This is a genomic window from Pseudomonas sp. NMI542_15 (assembly GCF_021283425.1).
In the GTDB taxonomy this organism is placed as follows: Bacteria; Pseudomonadota; Gammaproteobacteria; order Pseudomonadales; family Pseudomonadaceae; genus Aquipseudomonas; species Aquipseudomonas fortuita.
The window spans coordinates 65,484-82,970 of sequence record NZ_JAJSRO010000023.1; the positions used below are offsets into that span (position 1 = coordinate 65,484).

13 protein-coding genes and 1 pseudogene are annotated in these 17,487 nt (G+C 63.4%); 8 read left to right on the plus strand and 6 right to left on the minus strand.

The features are described from left to right. Positions 1-4: 4 nt before the first annotated feature. From LU684_RS25145 to dsbD, 5 genes are all read right to left on the minus strand, one after another. Positions 5-730, minus strand: a complete 726-nt coding sequence (locus LU684_RS25145; RefSeq protein WP_060519310.1) for an ATP-binding cassette domain-containing protein — start codon at positions 728-730, stop codon at positions 5-7. Further along, the gene (locus LU684_RS25150) at positions 731-1,489 is read right to left on the minus strand and encodes an ABC transporter permease (protein ID WP_060519309.1); all 759 of its coding nucleotides are present in this window, start codon (positions 1,487-1,489) and stop codon (positions 731-733) included. It lies immediately after the preceding gene. A gap of 575 nt (positions 1,490-2,064) precedes the next feature. Further along, complete coding sequence (dsbG, locus tag LU684_RS25155) at positions 2,065-2,823, minus strand: thiol:disulfide interchange protein DsbG (protein ID WP_016488323.1); 759 nt, start codon at positions 2,821-2,823, stop codon at positions 2,065-2,067. 1 nt (position 2,824) lies between these two features. Then, positions 2,825-3,661, minus strand: a complete 837-nt coding sequence (locus LU684_RS25160; RefSeq protein WP_016488322.1) for a TlpA disulfide reductase family protein — start codon at positions 3,659-3,661, stop codon at positions 2,825-2,827. Then, a complete protein-coding gene (dsbD, locus tag LU684_RS25165; RefSeq protein WP_232895173.1) occupies positions 3,661-5,376 on the minus strand; it encodes a protein-disulfide reductase DsbD in 1,716 nt (571 codons plus the stop codon). Before dsbD ends, LU684_RS25160 begins: the two co-directional genes overlap by 1 nt. A gap of 346 nt (positions 5,377-5,722) precedes the next feature. Here dsbD and LU684_RS25170 point away from each other — a divergent pair, with 346 nt between their 5' ends. From LU684_RS25170 to LU684_RS25205, 8 genes and pseudogenes are all read left to right on the plus strand, one after another. Beyond that, positions 5,723-8,554, plus strand: a complete 2,832-nt coding sequence (locus LU684_RS25170) for a xanthine dehydrogenase family protein molybdopterin-binding subunit (RefSeq protein WP_016488320.1) — start codon at positions 5,723-5,725, stop codon at positions 8,552-8,554. Beyond that, positions 8,547-9,083: a (2Fe-2S)-binding protein gene (locus LU684_RS25175; RefSeq protein WP_016488319.1), complete on the plus strand. Its 537-nt coding sequence runs from the start codon at positions 8,547-8,549 to the stop codon at positions 9,081-9,083. Before LU684_RS25170 ends, LU684_RS25175 begins: the two co-directional genes overlap by 8 nt. 2 nt (positions 9,084-9,085) lie before the next feature. Continuing rightward, positions 9,086-10,297 carry a cytochrome c gene (locus tag LU684_RS25180; protein ID WP_016488318.1) on the plus strand — a complete coding sequence of 404 codons (1,212 nt, stop codon included), beginning with the start codon at positions 9,086-9,088 and terminating at the stop codon, positions 10,295-10,297. A 2-nt stretch (positions 10,298-10,299) separates the two neighbouring features. Next, positions 10,300-11,271, plus strand: coding sequence for an XdhC family protein (locus LU684_RS25185; protein ID WP_232895175.1), 972 nt, complete (start codon positions 10,300-10,302; stop codon positions 11,269-11,271). Further along, positions 11,268-11,831: a nucleotidyltransferase family protein gene (locus tag LU684_RS25190; protein ID WP_060519303.1), complete on the plus strand. Its 564-nt coding sequence runs from the start codon at positions 11,268-11,270 to the stop codon at positions 11,829-11,831. Before LU684_RS25185 ends, LU684_RS25190 begins: the two co-directional genes overlap by 4 nt. 119 nt (positions 11,832-11,950) lie before the next feature. Further along, positions 11,951-12,634, plus strand: coding sequence for a response regulator (locus LU684_RS25195; protein ID WP_016488315.1), 684 nt, complete (start codon positions 11,951-11,953; stop codon positions 12,632-12,634). Then, on the plus strand, positions 12,631-13,953 hold the full coding sequence (locus LU684_RS25200) for an ATP-binding protein (RefSeq protein ID WP_016488314.1): 1,323 nt from the start codon (positions 12,631-12,633) through the stop codon (positions 13,951-13,953). Before LU684_RS25195 ends, LU684_RS25200 begins: the two co-directional genes overlap by 4 nt. 214 nt (positions 13,954-14,167) lie before the next feature. Continuing rightward, a pseudogene (locus tag LU684_RS25205) lies at positions 14,168-15,559 on the plus strand (aspartate aminotransferase family protein); the annotation flags it as partial. A 909-nt stretch (positions 15,560-16,468) separates the two neighbouring features. On the opposite strand, the gene LU684_RS25210 reads toward LU684_RS25205, so the two are convergent. Continuing rightward, positions 16,469-17,422: a siderophore-interacting protein gene (locus LU684_RS25210; protein WP_232895176.1), complete on the minus strand. Its 954-nt coding sequence runs from the start codon at positions 17,420-17,422 to the stop codon at positions 16,469-16,471. Between the last annotated feature and the right edge of the window lie 65 nt (positions 17,423-17,487).

A 17,487-nucleotide genomic window follows, 5' to 3' on the forward strand; every position in this document is an offset into this window, starting at 1 on the left:
GTTGCTAGGCAGCCCCAGATTGCTCCAGCAGGGTGGAAGCATTAATGAAGGCTTCATCGAAAGAAGTCGCATGATAGCGAGTCAGAAATTGGTCTGAACTATTGAACGCTTCGAGTTGACGATGGGCAAGCATGTAAAACCGATCGCAGTGTGTCGCGATTTCCGGCGTATAGTGTGATGAAACCAAAACACTGGCCCCTTCGTTGCAGGCGTGTTTGATCCCAAGCCAGATGAAGTGCCGGAATTCCGGATCCACTCCAGCCGTGGGTTCGTCAAGTATTATCAGATCGCTGCCCATGAGCAACAGTGTCAACGTGAAAAAACTTCGTATCTCGCCATAGCTACAAGTCGACGCTTTCTTTTTTGAAATATCCGCATATCGTTTGCAGAGCGCAGGCGACCATGCGTCAAGCCGACCCAGTGCCTCAGAAAGGCAGGGTTTGGGCGACGCATTCAAGTTGTTGATGAGCTGGTAAATTTCAATCATCCGTAGCTGGGGGGGAGGTGTCAAAATTTGCGTAAGATAAGCCAGGTTTTTGGCGCGGTTGATGATGTTCCCCCGGTCGGGCTGTCTAAGTTTACAAATCAGGTCGAAGAGCGTCGTTTTTCCTGCGCCATTGCTCCCCAATATACCTGCTACTTCACCTGGCGAAAGATGCAGGTTGAGGTTGTGCAGCAGCGGGTTGCCTTCGTACGAGAAAGTCAGGTTGTCAAGGGTAAGGATGCTCATTCAGTAACGACTCCAGATGGGCTGTATTCTGAAATGATTCGCCGTCACACAAAAGCCGACCAGTGTGAGGGTGAACGCCACTGGGAAAACTGCCAGTAATGAAAGTTCGCCACGAAAAATGCGGGTGCTCACGTACAGGGGATTGACCAGAGAGATCAATTGTTCGTGCGTTTCACTGGTGATGGCGCCCAAGTAGCTGGACATCAGCATGAGGAATGACAGCAGTGAGAATAGAGTGCCGGCTGTTCCAAATGTTATAGGCAGAGCGGCTATAGCGAAACCAATACAGGAAAACCCCAGGTAACTGGTAAAGAAACACGCCATGATGTACAAATATTCATGGCCTGAATAAGCTCCATGCATGGGCTTGGTGACCAGGTAGAAGAAGGAGGCGTACGCGACGCTTAGAATCGAATAGCTGATCATGTGGGATGCAAGAAAAAGGCGAATGGATTCTTTCTGGTAGATGAATGAACGGATAAAGCCGCTTTCCCTTCTGCCTATCAGGTAAAAGCTGAATCCAAAAAAAGCGACGTTTGCTGAAATGTAGGCGTAGAACCAGCCGGCGTAGAATAAATAGGGTTGGGTGTTCTTGTCTGTATTCAGAAAACTCGGGGTCATGATAAAGAACAGCATGCACGGCGCGAAAGCAGTCCACAATAAACTGGAAGGCTCTCGGAGGTGCTCCTTTATCAAGATGTTTGAGATGTTATAGAGCCTTCCTGTATTAGAAGGCGCGCGTGGGCTGCTGCTGGTCATGGGAAGGGCCCTTCTGTTGATTGCCTTCATTTATGTCATGAAGTGCTTTTTATTCTTGGTCGAGGCGATGGCCAATTGAGCCTCTGCTGACGTCTGCCTCGCAGTTACTGTCGCCGGAGTGCTCTCTGTTTAGATTTATATTTGCTTTGCGTCAAGTTTGGCGTGAATGGCCGCTGGCTGAGCGCGGTATCCGCTGTTTGAAGTGAGGCTGGACCTGTGAGGTTTTTCTGCGGGATGTTTCTGATGAGAGGCCAATGACTGAATGAAGTTTTAGGAAACTTCCTGTTCTTGTATAGGATTCGCCCGTGTTTTTCGTAGGGTAGAAAGGTGATTCAGTGGGGAATGTGCTGTTTACGATGGGCGGTGTTTATTGGATGAGACACTGAATTCATTGTTTCGAGATGTAAAAATAGAGTGTGACGGCGCCGTTGGACCATCGACCTAGGCGGCCAGCGGAGTCGTGCCGGCGGTGGGCTAGGCCGATGTGCTCAACGGCAGGTGTAGGGTTGGTGCTCACCTTGAGCTTTAGAGGGCGGCCCACGATCTATGCCGCACCTCAAAACTCAAGACATGCACTAGCGCTTGCCAAGAATCTTCCCAAGCATTTCTGGCCGCGGTGCCCCTTGCTGGCTTTGCAGATTGCCCTGTTCATCCTGATAGAAAATCGCCGGAGTCGCCTGCAACCCCATCTCTTCCATCAATGCCATGTTGGCTGCCAGCTTCTGCTGCACCGCCTCAGGCACCTGCTCCAGTGCCTTCAGCGTGCTGGCCTTGCCGGCTTTTTCATGCTGTTGCAGTGCCTTGGCCGGGTCTTTCGCAGCCAGCAGCGCCGCCGATTTACCCGGGCTGTCCTCGCGGATGATGCCGACCATGATATGGCGCAACTGCACCTTGCCCGACTCCACCCACGGCCGCGCCTGTTCCCAGAACATGTTGCAATAAGGGCAGTTCGGGTCGCTGAACAGGTACACCTTGCGCGGTGCATCGGCCTTGCCGTCGGCGATCCAGGCGGTTTTCTCCAGCTTCGCCCAGATTGCTTTGCTCATCGGTGCATACACCAGCTTTTCCAACGGCTCGGCGCTAAGGTCCTTGCCTTGTTCGTCGAACAGGCTGCCGACCACTACGTGCTTGCCGTCAGGGGTCAGGTACAGGGCCAGGGCGTTGTTCTGGTACTCGGCGGCGTAGCCGCGCAGGCCGTCAGGCGCGTTGAAGCTGCCTTTGATCACGGCGCCCTTGGCTTGCAGTTGCTGAACCGCCTTGGGCAGCTCTTCGGCCTGCAGGGGCGGGGCGGCCAGCAGGGCCAGGGACAGGGGCAGCAGTGCAGTCAGTCGCATGTCAGTTTCCTTGTGCGGCAGGGGCGGGCGCAGTGGCCCGGTCGAAAGGTTCCAGGGCGTGGCGCAGGCTGGCCCGGGACAGCTCGCCCAGGTGGCTGCCGATCAGCCGCCCGTCGGCGTCATAGAACAAGGTCGTGGGCAGGGCCATGGAACCGACCCGTTGGGCCAGCAGGCCGGTGCCGTCGAACAGCACGTGGGTCAGGCTCAGGCCGGTAGTGGCGAGGAAGGTGCTGACGTTTTCTGGGGTCTCGCCCTGATTGACGAACAGGAAGGTCACATGCGGGTATTCGCCTTGCGCCTGTTGCAGCACCGGCATCTCGCGCCGGCAAGGCGGGCACCAGGTGGCCCAGATGTTGATTACCAATGGCTTGCCGCGGTAGCTGTGCAGCGCCACCGGCTGGCCGCCAGCGTTGCGCAGGCTCAGTTCGGGCAGCTCGGTACCTTTGCTGTACAAATGTCCGCCGAAGCTGGCCAGGCCCCAGAACAGCGCGCCGCTGAACAGCGCCCAGCCCAGCGGGCGGCGCAGGCCTGGGTGGCGCCAGCCCTGCCACAGGGCACCAAAGACGATGCCGACAAGGCCCGTCCAGAGCAGGAACCCGCCGTCGCGGATGTCGATCATTTGCAACGGCTCATCGCGGTACATCGGCCAGTAGGCCAGCACGAAGCCGGCACGGGCGCACAGCAGGCCGATCAGGAACAGGTTGAACAGCGCCGATTCCGGACTTTCGCCACCACGCCGGGCGACCCACCAGCCGACCACGCTGGCGATCACCAGGGCGGTGAGCATCAACAGGTGGTTGAGGGCCATCGTCAGTGGCCCGAGGGTTACGGTCAGCATCAGCCTTGGCTCCTGGTCTGGGCCCAGTGTTGCTGGAACGCGGCGGCATCCACCTCACCGGTAATGCGCCGCGCGCGGCGTTCGTCGCCTTCCGGGCCGATCCAGATGATGCTGGGCGGGCCGGGTACCTGGTAGCGCTGCAGCAAGGCTTTGCTGGCTGGGCTGTCGGCGGTCACGTCCAGGCGCAGCAGGTGCACCCCGGCCAGGCCGGCCTGCACGTCGCTGCGGGCGAACACCTGTTTTTCCATGACCTTGCACGACACGCACCAGTCGGCATAGTAGTCGAGCATCACCCACTGACCACGAGCCTTGGCCGCATCCAGTTCACGTTGCAGGTCTTCGGGGCGGCTGACCGTGACGAAGCTGTCTTCGGCATGCTGGCCAGCGACTGGCGCGCCACCACCACCGGTGAACGGGCGCAGCGGCTGCCACAGGTCATCGCCACCGGCTGCGGCGCCTACCAGCAACAGGCCGCCCCACAGGGCGCCCAGCAACGGTACGGCGCGCAACGCTGGCAGGCGCTGCAGGGCCGGCCAGGTGGCCCAGGCCAGGGCGATCAGCCAGGCGCCGCTCAGGGCCAGCAGCAGCGTGGCGGGCAACAGGCTGCGCACGGTATACAGCGCCATGGCCAGGAACACGAAGCCGAACACGCCCTTGACCCGGTCCATCCAGGCGCCTGGGCGCGGCAGGTAATGGTTGCCCAGGGTTACCAGCAACAGCAGCGGTACGCCCATGCCCAGGCCGAGGCTGAACAGCACCAGCGCGCCCTGCAGCACGTCGCCGCTCTGGGCGATGTACAGCAGCGCGCCGGCCAATGGCGCAGTCATGCACGGGCCCAGCAGCAGGCCGGACAACGCCCCGAGCAGCGCCGCGCCATACAGGTTGCCGCCACGGGTGCCTTGCCCGGCGCGGTCAAGGCGGTCCCGCACGGCGGCGGGCAGTTGCAGCTCGAAGGCGCCAAACATGGGCAGGGCCAGCAGCACGAACAGCCCCGCGAGGCTGCCCAGCAGCCAGGGTTGCTGCAGCCAGGCCTGCAGGCTGGCACCCAGCAGCGCGGCAACCACGCCCAGGGCGGCGTACACCAGTGCCATGCTCAGCACATACACCCCGGCCAGCAGCCAGCCGCGTCGGGCGCTGGCGCCATTGCCCAGTACCAGCCCGGCAAGGATCGGCAGCATCGGGAGCGAGCAGGGGGTAAACGCCAGCAACAGGCCCAGGCCGAAGAACGCCAGCAGGCTCCAGGCCAGGTGGCCCTGTTGCAGGCCACTGGCCAGAGCCTGGTCGCTGGCTTGCTCGGCGGTTGGGGCCACACTGCCGCCCAGCTCGATCAGGGTGGTCTGCGGTGGATAGCACAGGCCGGCGTCGGCGCAGCCTTGCCAGCCCAGGCGCAACTGGCCTTGGGCATTGGCCGGCAGCAGCAGTTCGAGCTGGTCGCGGTACACCGCGCTGTCACCAAAGAATTCGTCATGGTGGTTGAGCGCCGGCGGCAACTGCGGGTGCTGCTCGGCAGGCAGGCCGTCGAATTTCAAGCGCTTCTGGTATAGGTAGTAGCCCGGCTTGATCTGGAAATACAGGCGCATCTGGCCATCGGCCTGGCGGTCGTGGGTGAGCACGAAGGCCTGGTCGACCGGCAGGAAGTCCGGTTTTACATCGAACGGGTTGGCCTGCAACGGCCCGGCCAGAAGCAGTGTGAGGAAGAGCAGGAGGACGCGCATGTCTTCGCCTTGGCAGATCTAGGAATGGGGCCATGCTGGCTGGGGTTGATTAAAGGAAGGTTAACTCTGGCTTTTTGGGCAGATGCTTGTCGGGGGATTTTTAGCGCCTGGGAGATCGAGCGCCGCCCGCGCGGCGCTCGATCTCCCAGGCGCCAAGAATGCCCCGGCAAACACCTGACAGCCCACCCCCAATCCCCCCCATCACCCCAGACACACCGCGACATATTGTCGGCTTGACTTTGCCTATCCCCACTCACTTGCTGTAAAGTTGACGCACAAGTCAGCTTTCCCCGCTAGCACTAGAATCAAAAATAGGGCAGGCCCCCCACTGCCCAGAGGATCAAGCATGTCCAACCGTGATATTTCCAGGCGCGCCTTCTTGCAAGGCGGGCTGATAGCTGGTGTCGGTGTGACCATGGCGCCACTCGGCAGCCAGGCGTTCGCCGCACTGATGGAGGACCGCGTCACCACCTCGCCGCAGAAGTGGATGAACCATGACGGCAAGGCGCGTTTCCGTAACGATGCCTTGTCCAAGGTGTGTGGCGACAAGGTGTTCGCCCGCGATATCCGCGCCAAGGACATGCCTGGCTGGCCAACGCAGCAAGGCCACGCGCTGCTGCTCAAGGCCACCAAGGCCGACCGTATCTATGCCGGGCATGACCTTAGCCTGCTCGGGAGCGAGTTGCAGCCGGACCGCATCGTTACCGCTGCCGACCTTGAGAAAGACGGTCTCGCCTGGCCCGAGGCCCATTCGCCCGACCCGCTGCTGCCGCCCGGCAAGGTGCCGATGTTCATTGGCCACCCGGTGGCAATCCTGATCTGGCACGACTTCGAGCGCTTCCGCCAGGCCAAACGCAAGCTGCAGTTCAACGAACAGGCGATCCGTTACGGCGCCCAGGCACCGCTGTACCAGCGCGACCCTTACGGCAGCTTCCGCTTCGTGCGCGTCGGCGGTGCCACGCCGTTCGACGACGATGAATTCTCGAGCCTGAAGAATTCCATGCTGTTCCCGACCATTCTCAACCGCAAGCCGGTGTGGTCGAAACAGCCCAACCAGCATGGCGACCTGACCGAGCAGGGGCTGTTCTACGCCAAGCGCATGGCCGAGCAACTGGACAACCCGCCCGAGGACTGGCTGGTGTTCGACGAGCGCTACAAAACGCCGTCCATCGAACCCGCCGCGCTGGAGCCGGACAACGGCAATGGCTGGTACGACCCGGCCAGCGGCACGCTGCACTTCGTGGTCGCCACCCAGTGCCCGTTCGAAGTGGCGCAGGAATGCGTGCACATGATCAAGCCGTCGCGTTTCGCCCTGAACACGCTGAACATGCACCCAGGTTACACCGTGGGCTATGGCTCCAAAGACAACAACATCTTCGTCTTCTACGCCGCCGTGGCTGCGCTGTATGGCGCCGGCGTGCCGATCCGCCTGGCCAACGACCGTTACGAGCAGTTCCAGAGTGGCATCAAGCGCCATGCCTTCGATATTCGCTACCAGTTGGCCGTGGACAAAAAGGACAACAGCTTCAAGATCTTCCGCGCCGACATGAGCTGCGACGGCGGCGGGCGCATCAACTACAGCCCGTCGGTAGCTGCGGTGGGGGCTACGGCAGCGCAGTCGATCTATTACATGCCGCAGAACGACCTGTCGGTCACCGCCTACCATTCTCGCGGTGTCGAGGCCGGCTCCATGCGCGGCTACGGCACCTTGCAGAGCATGGCGGCCACCGAGATGATGGTCGATGAAATTGCCGGCCGCCTGGGCGTCGATGCCATCGACCTGCGCCGTGCCAACGCGCTGAAATCGGGCATGAAAAACACCCAGGGCGCGGTGCCGGCGGGCGCGCTGCGTCTGTACGAGATTCTCGACAAGGCCGCCGTGCATGAAGGGTGGCGCAACCGCGATACGCGCAAGCAGCAGATGGACGCGCAGGACCAGGACCACTGGTACGGCGTGGGCTTTGCAATTTGCCAGAAGGACTTCGGCACCGGCTCCGAGGCGCCGATGGCCAGCATCGAGTTCAGCCGCGAGGGCCGCATCAGCCTGCGCCACATCGGCACCGAGCTGGGCACCGGCATGTCTACCTCGCAGGCCCTGGTGGTCAGCGATTTCCTTGGCCGCTCGGCTGACGAGGTCAGGACTGCGGTCACCGAATGGCCAGAGCTGCAACTGAGCACCAGTGGCAACCCGTACCTGATCAGCCAGCCCGAGCAGGATGCCGCGCTGCGCAACCCGCGCTGGGTGGGCAAGCTGGCGTCGCCATCGTCGGCGACCAACTCGGCCTTCTACTTCAGCCATGCCACCCGCGAAGCGGCGCGCGTGCTGTTCAACCACGGCCTGTGGCCGGCGGCCATGGCCATCTGGAGCCAGGGCCCGCATGGCGGCCAAGCCAACCCGCTGGTGGTGCGCCGCGAGAACGCGGTGTGGGTCAATGGTGAGCTGACCGGTAACGGCCTGCAGCCGATCCCGTTCGCCCAGCTGGCACAGAAGGCCCACGACATGGGCCTGGTCACCGGCGCCAGTGTGCACGGTTTCAACCGTTGGAGCTGGGCCGAGGCTGACTTCGTCATCGACGGCGTGCGCGAGCGCTTCCCGCTCGACGCCGTGGCGGTGAAGTACGGCGATGGCGCAGTGAGCGCCAAGAAGGCGCAGATGAGCAGCCACGGTTACCACCTGCTCGACCGGCAGAACGCAGCCTACCCCGATACCCAGCTGAACAACGCCATGGTCACCTACTACAGCCCGGTGGCAACCCTCGTTGAAGTCAAGGTCAACAAGGGCACCCATGAAGTGCAAGTGCTCAACCATCACAGCTGGGTCGAGTGCGGCCGGGTGCTGGTACCGGAGCTGGTCAAGGGCCAGCTAGAAGGCGGTATCGCCATGGGCATCGGCCACGCGCTGACCGAAGAAATGCCGTTGTACGAGGGTGGGCCCGGGGAGGGCGACTGGAACTTCAACCGCTACCGCCTGCCGCATGCGCGCGACGTGGCGGTGTGGCAGCAGACCAGCGAAATTCTCCCGCCGCTGTCACCGACCGACCCGTCCAAGGGCATCGCCGAAGTGGTGATGATCCCGGTCGTGGGGGCCATCGGCAATGCCGTTGCCCATGCCATCGGCAAGCGCGTGCGCGATCTCCCTATCACCCCAGCCCGTATCAAGGAGGCCCTCAATGGCTAACCGTCCACTGCAACTGACCCTCAACGGTCAACCGGTCGGCCCGGTCGAGGTCCCCGCTGACCTGGCGATGATCGACTACCTGCACGAACACCAGAACCTCACCGGCTCGCGCCTGGGCTGTGGCCAGGGCATCTGCCACGCCTGCGTTGTGATTGTCGACAACCCCGACGGCACCAGCGAGGAAGTGCGCACCTGCATCACCGGCGCCCACTATTTCGAGGGCAAGAAGGTGCGCACCATCGAGGGCCACGCCAAACCGGACGAGGCCGGCAACCTGACGCTGAACCCGATCCAGCAGAAGTTCGTTGACCTGTTCGCCTTCCAGTGCAGCTACTGCGCGCCGGGGTTCGTCAACGCTGCTACCGTGCTGGTGGAAACGGCCCAGCGCCAGCCGTTGAAGAAGAGCGAAGTGGAAGACCGCATCGAGGCCAGCCTCGGGCACCACATCTGCCGCTGCACCGGCTACGTGCGTTATTACGACGCTACCCGCAAGGTGCTCAACGATCTCGGCCTGGTCAAGGAGGGTTGAGCATGGGCTTTGTACGTAGCGCATGGGCGTTGGCACTGGGTCTGGCCGTCAGTTCGTTTGCCCTGGCGGCCGACGAGGCCCAGGTCAAGCGCGGTGAATACCTGGCACGCGCGGCCGACTGCATGGCCTGCCATACTGCCGAAGGCGGCGCGCCGTATGCTGGCGGGCTGCCGATTCATTCGCCGTTTGGCACCATTTACGGCAGCAACATCACCCCGGACAAGCAATACGGCATCGGCAACTACAGCGCCGACGAGTTCTTCGCCGCAGTCACCGAGGGCAAGCGCAAGGACGGCGCCAATCTGTATCCGGCGATGCCTTACACCTCGTACCACCTGATCAAGCGTGAAGATTCGGACGCGATCCTCGCCTACCTGATGACCATCCCGCCGATCAACCGCCCGGCACCGCAGACCGCGTTGCGCTTCCCGTTCAATGTGCGGATGGGCCTGAGTGGCTGGAACATGCTGTATGGCAAGAGCGTGCAGTTGCAGCCAACCGAAGGCAAAAGCCCGGCCTGGCAGCGTGGCCAGTACATGGTCGAGGTCATGGGCCATTGCGGCGAATGCCATACCCCGCGCAATCCCATCGGCGCGCTGCAGCAGGACCAGCGCCTGACCGGTGGCTTGCTTGGCGGCTACCTGGCGCCGAGCCTGCTGGCCCAGGACCTGGCCGAACGCGGCTGGACCCAGCCAGACCTGACCACCTTCCTCAAGCACGGCATCAGTGCCCAGGGCAGCATGTTCAACGAGATGTTCCCGGTGGTGCACCACAGCACCCAACACCTGGAAGACGCAGACCTGGCGGCCATGGCCACTTACCTGCTGGGCGACCAGCCACCGCCGGCCAAGGCCATCCAGGCAGTTGCCCTGGAGCAGATGAGCGACAGCGCCAAGCGCGGCCACCAGCAGTACCTGAACGTCTGCGCCGGCTGCCATGGTGTCGACGGCGAGGGCAAGCCGCACATCGCCGTGGCCATGCAGGGCAACACCGTGCTGCGCCAGGGTGACTCGCGCAACCTGGTCAAGGTCATCCTCGAAGGTATTCGTGAACAGCAGTTCACCGGCTTTGAACGCATGCAGCCAATGCCAGGCTTTGCCGACAAGCTGGATGACCAGCAGGTGACGGATATGGTCAACTACCTGCGCCAGGCGTGGGGTGGACTGCCCGGTGACCTGAAGGTACAGCAGCTCGCCGAGCTGAAGGCGGAGTAAACGTGCAACATCTCGATCTACAGGTGATTCGTCAGGCCTTGCAGTGGTCGTGCAACGGGCAACGTGTGTGGTTGTGCACGGTGCTGGCCACCTATGGCTCGGCGCCGCGTGCGCCGGGCTCGCTGCTGGCTGTCAATGCCAGTGGCCAGTGGCTGGGGTCGCTGTCCGGTGGCTGTGTCGAAGACGACTTTCTCGAACGCGTGGCCCTGGGTGAATTCCCGGAGCCGGTTGCCATCGTGCGTTACGGCGATGGCAGCGACCCGCGTTCGAGTGTCCGCTTGCCGTGTGGCGGTGTGCTTGAAGTGCTGGTGGAGAACCTGCCGGCCGAGTGCGAGGTGCAGGCGCACCTGCGTGAGATGGCAAGCGCGCTGCAGGGCCAGCGCCGGGTGCTGCGTGAAGTGAGCTTGCCCGAAGGTACCCGCCATCTGGCCGATGACCCTTCCCAGGGACCACGCGTCGAGCGGGAAGCAGCCTGTGTTCGCTTGCGTGTCGGCGCGGCCCAGCGCCTGCTGCTGGCCGGCTATTCCAGCGTGGCGCATTTTTGTGCCGAGTTCGGCAAAGGCATGGGGTTTGAAGTCATCCTTTGCGAGCCGCGGGACGAAGTGCTGGATGGCGTGCGGCTGGACGGCGTTGAAGTGCGCCGCGAGTTGCCTTCGGAGTTTATCCACCATGGCGGTTGCCATGCCGACACGGCGGTGGTGGCTTTGACCCACGACCCGAAGATCGACGACCTGGCGATGCTTGAAGCGGTGCGTACCGAGGCTTTCTACATTGGCGTGATGGGCTCCCGGGTGACCTCCGACAAGCGCCGTGAGCGCTTGCAGCGCATCGGCGGCCTGGGTGAAGTGGAATTGGGCCGCATCCATGCCCCGATCGGCCTCAACCTGGGCAGCAAGACCCCGGCCGAGATCGCGCTGGCGGTGTTGGCCGATATCCTGCGGGTGCGCAACGGCATTGCGCGGGTGGCGCTGTGAGCGTGGTGGCCCTGGTGCTGGCGGCAGGGCGCGGTACGCGTTTCGGTTCCGACAAGCGCCGGGCCACCCTGGCCGATGGCCGCAGCTTGCTGGCGCATAGCGTGGAGCGAGCCCGGGCGGTGTTCGATGATGTGCGCGTGGTATTGCGCGCAGGTGAGCGGGCCGAGGATTTTGGCTTGCCCCCCGATTGCCAGGTAGTCATCAGCCATCAAGCGGCCGCGGGCATGGGGCACAGCCTGGCGGCCGGCGCTCGCTCTTTGCTCGACAGCCATGCCCAGGCAGTGGCGATTTTGCTGGGTGACATGCCGTGGATCGAGTCGGCAACCTTGCGCCAACTGGCCGCAGCGGCCGCGGCTTCGACCATCGTGTTGCCACGCCATGCGGGGCAGCAGGGGCATCCGGTGATGTTCGGGCGTGATTTCTGGCCTGCGCTGGGGCAATTGTCCGGCGATGAAGGGGCGCGCTCGGTGGTGCAGGCCAATCGGGGCAGTTGTGTGGTGATCGAACTGGCAGATGCCGGGGTGTTGCTGGATGTCGATACGCCACAGGGGTTGATGTAGGGCCCTGGTGCTCACCACTGCACCCAAGACGAACACCCTGACCCACCCACAAAGGTCCATAATGCCCCCTTAATCCGCCCAAGGTGCAATGCCAGCCACACCACTCCGGGAGCCCCACCATGCACGTTCTGCTCTGCGAGGACGACGACCTGATCGCCGCCGGCATCTGCGCCGGCCTCACCGCCCAGGGCCTGACCGTGGACCGGGTGGGCAACGCCGCCGCTGCGCGGGCGATGTTGCAGGCCGCGCAGTTCGACGTGATGATCCTCGACCTCGGCCTGCCCGACGAAGACGGCCTCAAGCTGCTGCGCCGCCTGCGCCAGCAGGGTGTGGACCTGCCAGTGCTGGTACTCACGGCCCGCGATGCCGTCACCGACCGCGTCGATGGCCTGCAGGCCGGCGCCGATGACTACCTGCTCAAGCCGTTCGACCTGCGCGAGCTGGCCGCTCGCCTGCATACCCTGCTGCGGCGGGTGGCCGGGCGGGCGGTGAATGTGATCGAGCACGGGCCGTTGCGCTATGACCCGAGCAGCTGCGAGGCGACCCTGGCCGGCCAATCGGTCGACCTGTCCCGCCGTGAGCAGGCCTTGCTCCAGGCGTTGCTGCAAAACCCCGGGCGGGTGCTGTCCAGTGAACAGCTTAAAGATTGCGTATACGGCTTCAGCGATGAAGTCGAAAGCAACGCCCTGAACGTGCATATCCACCACCTGCGGCGCAAGCTGGGCAACGGCATTGTCGAGACCGTGCGTGGCCTGGGTTATCGGCTGGGCCCTGCGCAGGCCCCGGAGGAGGCCGCCTCATGAGCCTGCGGGTACGCCTGAGCCTGATTCTGGGCAGCGCTTTCGTGATCATCTGGGCGCTGGCCGCGGCGTGGATGTTGCGTGACCTGCGCCAGCAGATGATGTTTTCCCTCGACCAGCGCCTGGTAGCCTCGGCGCGCATGGTCGCCGGCCTGATCGACCAGTTGCCGCAACCCCTGACTGCCAAGGGCGGGGAGGCGCACTTTTCCGCCGACCAGTTCAGTGTGCCGGACGGCATGGCCTGCCAGGTCAGTTCGCTGCGTGGCGAGATCCTTGCCAGCAACCATAAGCACGATGGCGCCATGGACGACGAGCGCAGTGGCTTCCGTGACCAGACCATCGACGATGCCCTGTGGCGCACCTTCACCTACAACCACGGTGATGTGCGCATCACCACTGCCGACCGGCACATGGAGCGCGAGGCGCTGAACCAGTCGATCCTGCTGGCCGCTTCGGCGCCCGTGCTGATGGCCCTGCTCGGCAGCCTGGGGCTGTTGTGGATTGGCCTGGGCAAGGGCCTGGAGCCGCTCAACCGCATGCGCGACGCGTTGCGCCGTAGGCGCGCGGACAGTGTCGAACCCTTGCAGGTGGCGGGCATGCCCAGCGAGTTGCAGCCCTTGCTGGAAACCCAGAACCAGCTGTTCCTGCGTATAGCCCAGACCCTTGAGCGCGAGCGGCGCCTGACCGACGATGCGGCCCATGAATTGCGCAGCCCGCTGACCGCCATCAAGACCCACCTGCAGGTGGCACGCATGACCGATGGCGCGGTGCGCGAGCAGGCGCTGGAGCATGCCGAGCAGGGCACCGACCGCATGCACCGCACGCTGGAGCAGTTGCTGATGCTGGCGCGGGTGGAAGGCAGCCTGTCGTTCGAGGATGGGGTGCAGTGCAGCGCCGAGCAGGTGGCCCGCCAGGCGGTGCAGGACGCCGGTGGGGGTGACAACCGCCGCATCGTGCTGCGTCTGCCTGAAGAAGCCACGCAAATCTACCTGGGCATGCCCGCACCGTTGGCGGTGGCCGCGCTGCGCAACCTGCTGGACAACGCATTGCGCCATGGCGGCGATGAGGCGGTGGAGCTGGAGGTGCAGATGGCCGACGGCCAGGTGGGCTTCATGGTGCGCGACCACGGGCCAGGGATTGCCGAAGGCGACCTTGAGCACCTGACCGAGCGCTTCTGGCGCAATGGGCAGAGTGGCGGCTGCGGGTTGGGTTTGGCGATTGTCCAGGCGATCGTGCAGCGGTGTGCGGGTAGCCTGCGCTTTGACAGCCGGAGCGATGGGTTGCGGGTGCTCTTGCAAGTACCGGCGCGATCCGGGCATTGATCTTTATCGGCTAGGCGGGCCTCTTCGCGGGTGAACCCGCTCCCACAGGTACTGCACAGGCTTCAAGAGCGGTGCGATTCCTGTGGGAGAGGGTTCACCCGCGAAGAGGCCGGTGCAGGCAAAGTAAAATCCAGTAACAACCGCTAAATCCTCCCGGCACTCAAGCGTTTTTCAAGCGATAACTGCCCATTCGCTTGCTTGCGAGGATTTACCCATGTCCACCGCTTCCAGCCTTGCCCAGGTTGCACCGGTCAACGCGTCGCAACCTTTGTACGAGTTTACCGAATCCCCCCTGCTGCAACGCCAGCAACAGCAGGAGTCCAATGCCCGCAGCTACCCACGGCGTATTCCGCTGGCGCTCAAGCGCGCCCGTGGCATCTATGTGGAGGATGTTGAAGGCCGCCAGTTCATCGACTGCCTGGCGGGCGCCGGCACGCTTGCGTTGGGCCACAACCACCCGGTGGTGGTCGAGGCGATCCAGCGTGTGCTGGCCGATGAGCTGCCCTTGCATACCCTGGACCTGACCACGCCGGTGAAAGACCGCTTCGTCCAGGACCTGTTCGGCATTCTGCCCGAGGCGCTGCGCCGCGAGGCCAAGGTACAGTTCTGCGGCCCGACCGGCACTGATGCCGTGGAGGCGGCGCTCAAGCTGGTGCGCACGGCCACCGGCCGGAGCACTGTGCTGGCCTTCCATGGCGCCTACCACGGCATGAGCCAGGGCGCGTTGAACCTGATGGGCAGCAACGGGCCGAAGCAGCCGCTGGGCGCCTTGCTCGGCAACGGCGTGCAGTTCATGCCGTACCCCTACGACTACCGCTGCCCCTTCGGCCTGGGCGGTGAAGCAGGGGTCAGGGCCAACCTGCATTACCTGGAAAACCTGCTGCTCGACCCGGAGAGCGGCGTGCCTCTGCCGGCGGCAGTGATCCTTGAGGTGGTGCAGGGCGAGGGTGGTGTGATCCCGGCCGATATCGAATGGCTCAAAGGGGTCCGCCGTATTACCGAGCAGGCCGGCGTTGCGCTGATCATCGACGAGATCCAGAGCGGCTTTGCCCGCACCGGGCGCATGTTCGCCTTCGAACATGCCGGCATCGTGCCGGACGTGGTCACCTTGTCCAAGGCCATTGGCGGCAGCCTGCCGCTGGCGGTGGTGGTGTACCGCGACTGGCTGGATACCTGGAAGCCGGGTGCGCATGCCGGTACCTTCCGTGGCAACCAGATGGCCATGGCCGCGGGGTCGGCGGTCATCAACTACCTGGTCGAGCATCGCCTGGCCGAGCATGCCGAGGCCATGGGGCAGCGTTTGCGCCAGCACCTGCTGCAGTTGCAGCGCGATTATCCGCAACTGGGTGATGTTCGCGGGCGTGGCTTGATGCTGGGGGTAGAGTTGGTGGACCCGCAGGGCAGAACGGATGCCTTGGGTCATCCGCTGGCCAACCGCGAGCTGGCGGCCAAGGTGCAGCGTGAGTGCCTGAAGCGCGGGCTGATCCTGGAGCTGGGCGGGCGGCATGGCGCAGTGGTGCGCTTCCTGCCGCCACTGATCATCAGCGCCGAGCAGGTTGATGAAGTGGCGCAGCGTTTTGCCGAGGCGCTTGTGGGAGCGGGCTTGCCCCGCGAAGCAGGCAACGCTGTGCATGGCTCCGGCTGCGCCGGGATTCGTGGGACAAGCCCGCTTTCATAGAACAACGTATTGATTTGGCGTCAACCTGTGGGAGCGGGCTTGCCCCGCGAACACCGGCAAAGCCGGAGCCATGCACAGCGTTGCCTGCTTCGCGGGACAAGCCCGCTCCCACACCAGGCACTGTTCTTCGCGTGACAGCGCAGCCTATAGGGGATGAGTGGCCTCCCACAAAGTCACCGCTAAATCAGTCAATCAAAGTGTGTTCCATGAGAGATTACCCAGCCCTTCCGGGCTGCGCTGTCGCGCAGCAAACAGGATGCGCATGACGCCAGCTGTGCACCGGCGTTAATCCGTGTCGGCACAGCTTGCTGTGACCACGTGTAGAAGAGTGAACACTTCACCGCCATTGACCCCGCGCACCTGTTTGATAGAAGCTGCCTTGCCGGCGAAAGGCGCAAAGCGCCCCCGGCTCTCATAGAACAACGTATTGATTTGGCGTCAACTTGTGGGAGCGGGCTTGCCCCGCGAACACCGGCAAAGCCGGTGCCATACACAGCGTTGCCTGCTTCGCGGGACAAGCCCGCTCCCACACCAGGCACTGTTCTCCGCGTGACAGCGCAGCCTATAGGGGATGAGTGGCCTCCCACAAAGTCACCGCTAAATCAGTCAATCAAAGTGTGTTCCATGAGAGATCACCCAGCCCTTCCGGGCTGCGCTGTCGCGCAGCAAACAGGATGCGCATGACGCCAGCTGTGCACCGGCGTTGATCCCTGTCGGCACAGCTTGCTGTGCCCACCTACAGAAGACTGAACACTTCGTCGCCATTGACCCCGCGCACCTGTGTGATAGAGGCTGCCTTGCCGGCGAAAGGCGCAAAGCGCCCCCGGCTAGTTCCAGTCAATCAAAGGTCCGCCCGGCCCGCCAATAGCCCATCAAGGTCAGGCACTCGCGCGGCAACCCGCGCTCCTTGATCAGGTAGCGGCGAATATCCATGACGGTCGCCGATTCCCCTGCCACCCAGGCATGAAACGCACTGTTGGCGCTACTGGCCTGCTCCCACAGTATCCGTGTATCGATATCCACCTCTTCCAGCTTCACTCGCGGTGCGGCTTGCCCCTGCGGCAGGCTGGCCAGTTCGCGCACGGCATGCTGCATGGCCTGGCCATGCTCGCAATTGAGCAACTCGCGGGGCAACCAGTGAAGGTCGGTGGCGCTGCCATGGTGCAAAGGCAGGCAGTCAGCCTCCAGCGGTACCTCGATGAATGCCTGCACCGCCAATCCGGGCTGGTCGTCGGCCAGTTGCTCAAGAATCCCGGCAATTGCCGGCAGCGCGGTTTCGTCACCGACCAACAGTATGTGGCGCACACCCTGTGGCGGTTTCCATTCATAGCCACCGGTGTCGCCCTCGTAGGCCAGGTTGGGCGCCACCATCTGCAAGCTGTCACCCACCTGCGCGTGGGTAGCCCAGGCCGAAGCGGGGCCGTTGACGCCATGCAGCACGAAATCGATATCCACTTCCAGCGCCTCGCGGCGCAGGGCGCGGATGGTGTAGGTGCGCATGGGCGGGCGCTGGTCTGCCGGCAAGGCGCTGTGGGCAGCCTTCCAGTGCCGCTCGTTGCTCAGGTTTGACCGTGAGCCGTCGGGCGCGGGAAACAGCAGCTTGACCCGCTGGTCCGGCGCCAATGTGGTCATTTCGGCAACATCCGGGCCGCTGAACACCAGGCGGGTCAGCGAAGGGCTGAGCGCGATCCGCCGCTTCAGTTGCACATCGAAAATCCGGTAGCTGGGCTGTTTGCCGGGCAGTGCTTGAGTGACCCGCTTGCGCAGGGTGTTGGCCAGGGTGGAGAGCATCGCGAGGGCCGCCTTCTGGAGAATGGGTATGACGTTCAGACGAGTCGCCCACCCGGCGATTTAAT

Coding starts and splice junctions, on each gene's coding strand:
- LU684_RS25145 (WP_060519310.1), bottom strand. CDS start 730: ATGAGCATCCTTACCCTTGACAACCTGACTTTCTCGTACGAAGGCAAC.
- LU684_RS25150 (WP_060519309.1), bottom strand. CDS start 1,489: ATGACCAGCAGCAGCCCACGCGCGCCTTCTAATACAGGAAGGCTCTAT.
- dsbG (WP_016488323.1), bottom strand. CDS start 2,823: ATGCGACTGACTGCACTGCTGCCCCTGTCCCTGGCCCTGCTGGCCGCC.
- LU684_RS25160 (WP_016488322.1), bottom strand. CDS start 3,661: ATGCTGACCGTAACCCTCGGGCCACTGACGATGGCCCTCAACCACCTG.
- dsbD (WP_232895173.1), bottom strand. CDS start 5,376: ATGCGCGTCCTCCTGCTCTTCCTCACACTGCTTCTGGCCGGGCCGTTG.
- LU684_RS25170 (WP_016488320.1), top strand. CDS start 5,723: ATGTCCAACCGTGATATTTCCAGGCGCGCCTTCTTGCAAGGCGGGCTG.
- LU684_RS25175 (WP_016488319.1), top strand. CDS start 8,547: ATGGCTAACCGTCCACTGCAACTGACCCTCAACGGTCAACCGGTCGGC.
- LU684_RS25180 (WP_016488318.1), top strand. CDS start 9,086: ATGGGCTTTGTACGTAGCGCATGGGCGTTGGCACTGGGTCTGGCCGTC.
- LU684_RS25195 (WP_016488315.1), top strand. CDS start 11,951: ATGCACGTTCTGCTCTGCGAGGACGACGACCTGATCGCCGCCGGCATC.
- LU684_RS25200 (WP_016488314.1), top strand. CDS start 12,631: ATGAGCCTGCGGGTACGCCTGAGCCTGATTCTGGGCAGCGCTTTCGTG.
- LU684_RS25210 (WP_232895176.1), bottom strand. CDS start 17,422: ATGCTCTCCACCCTGGCCAACACCCTGCGCAAGCGGGTCACTCAAGCA.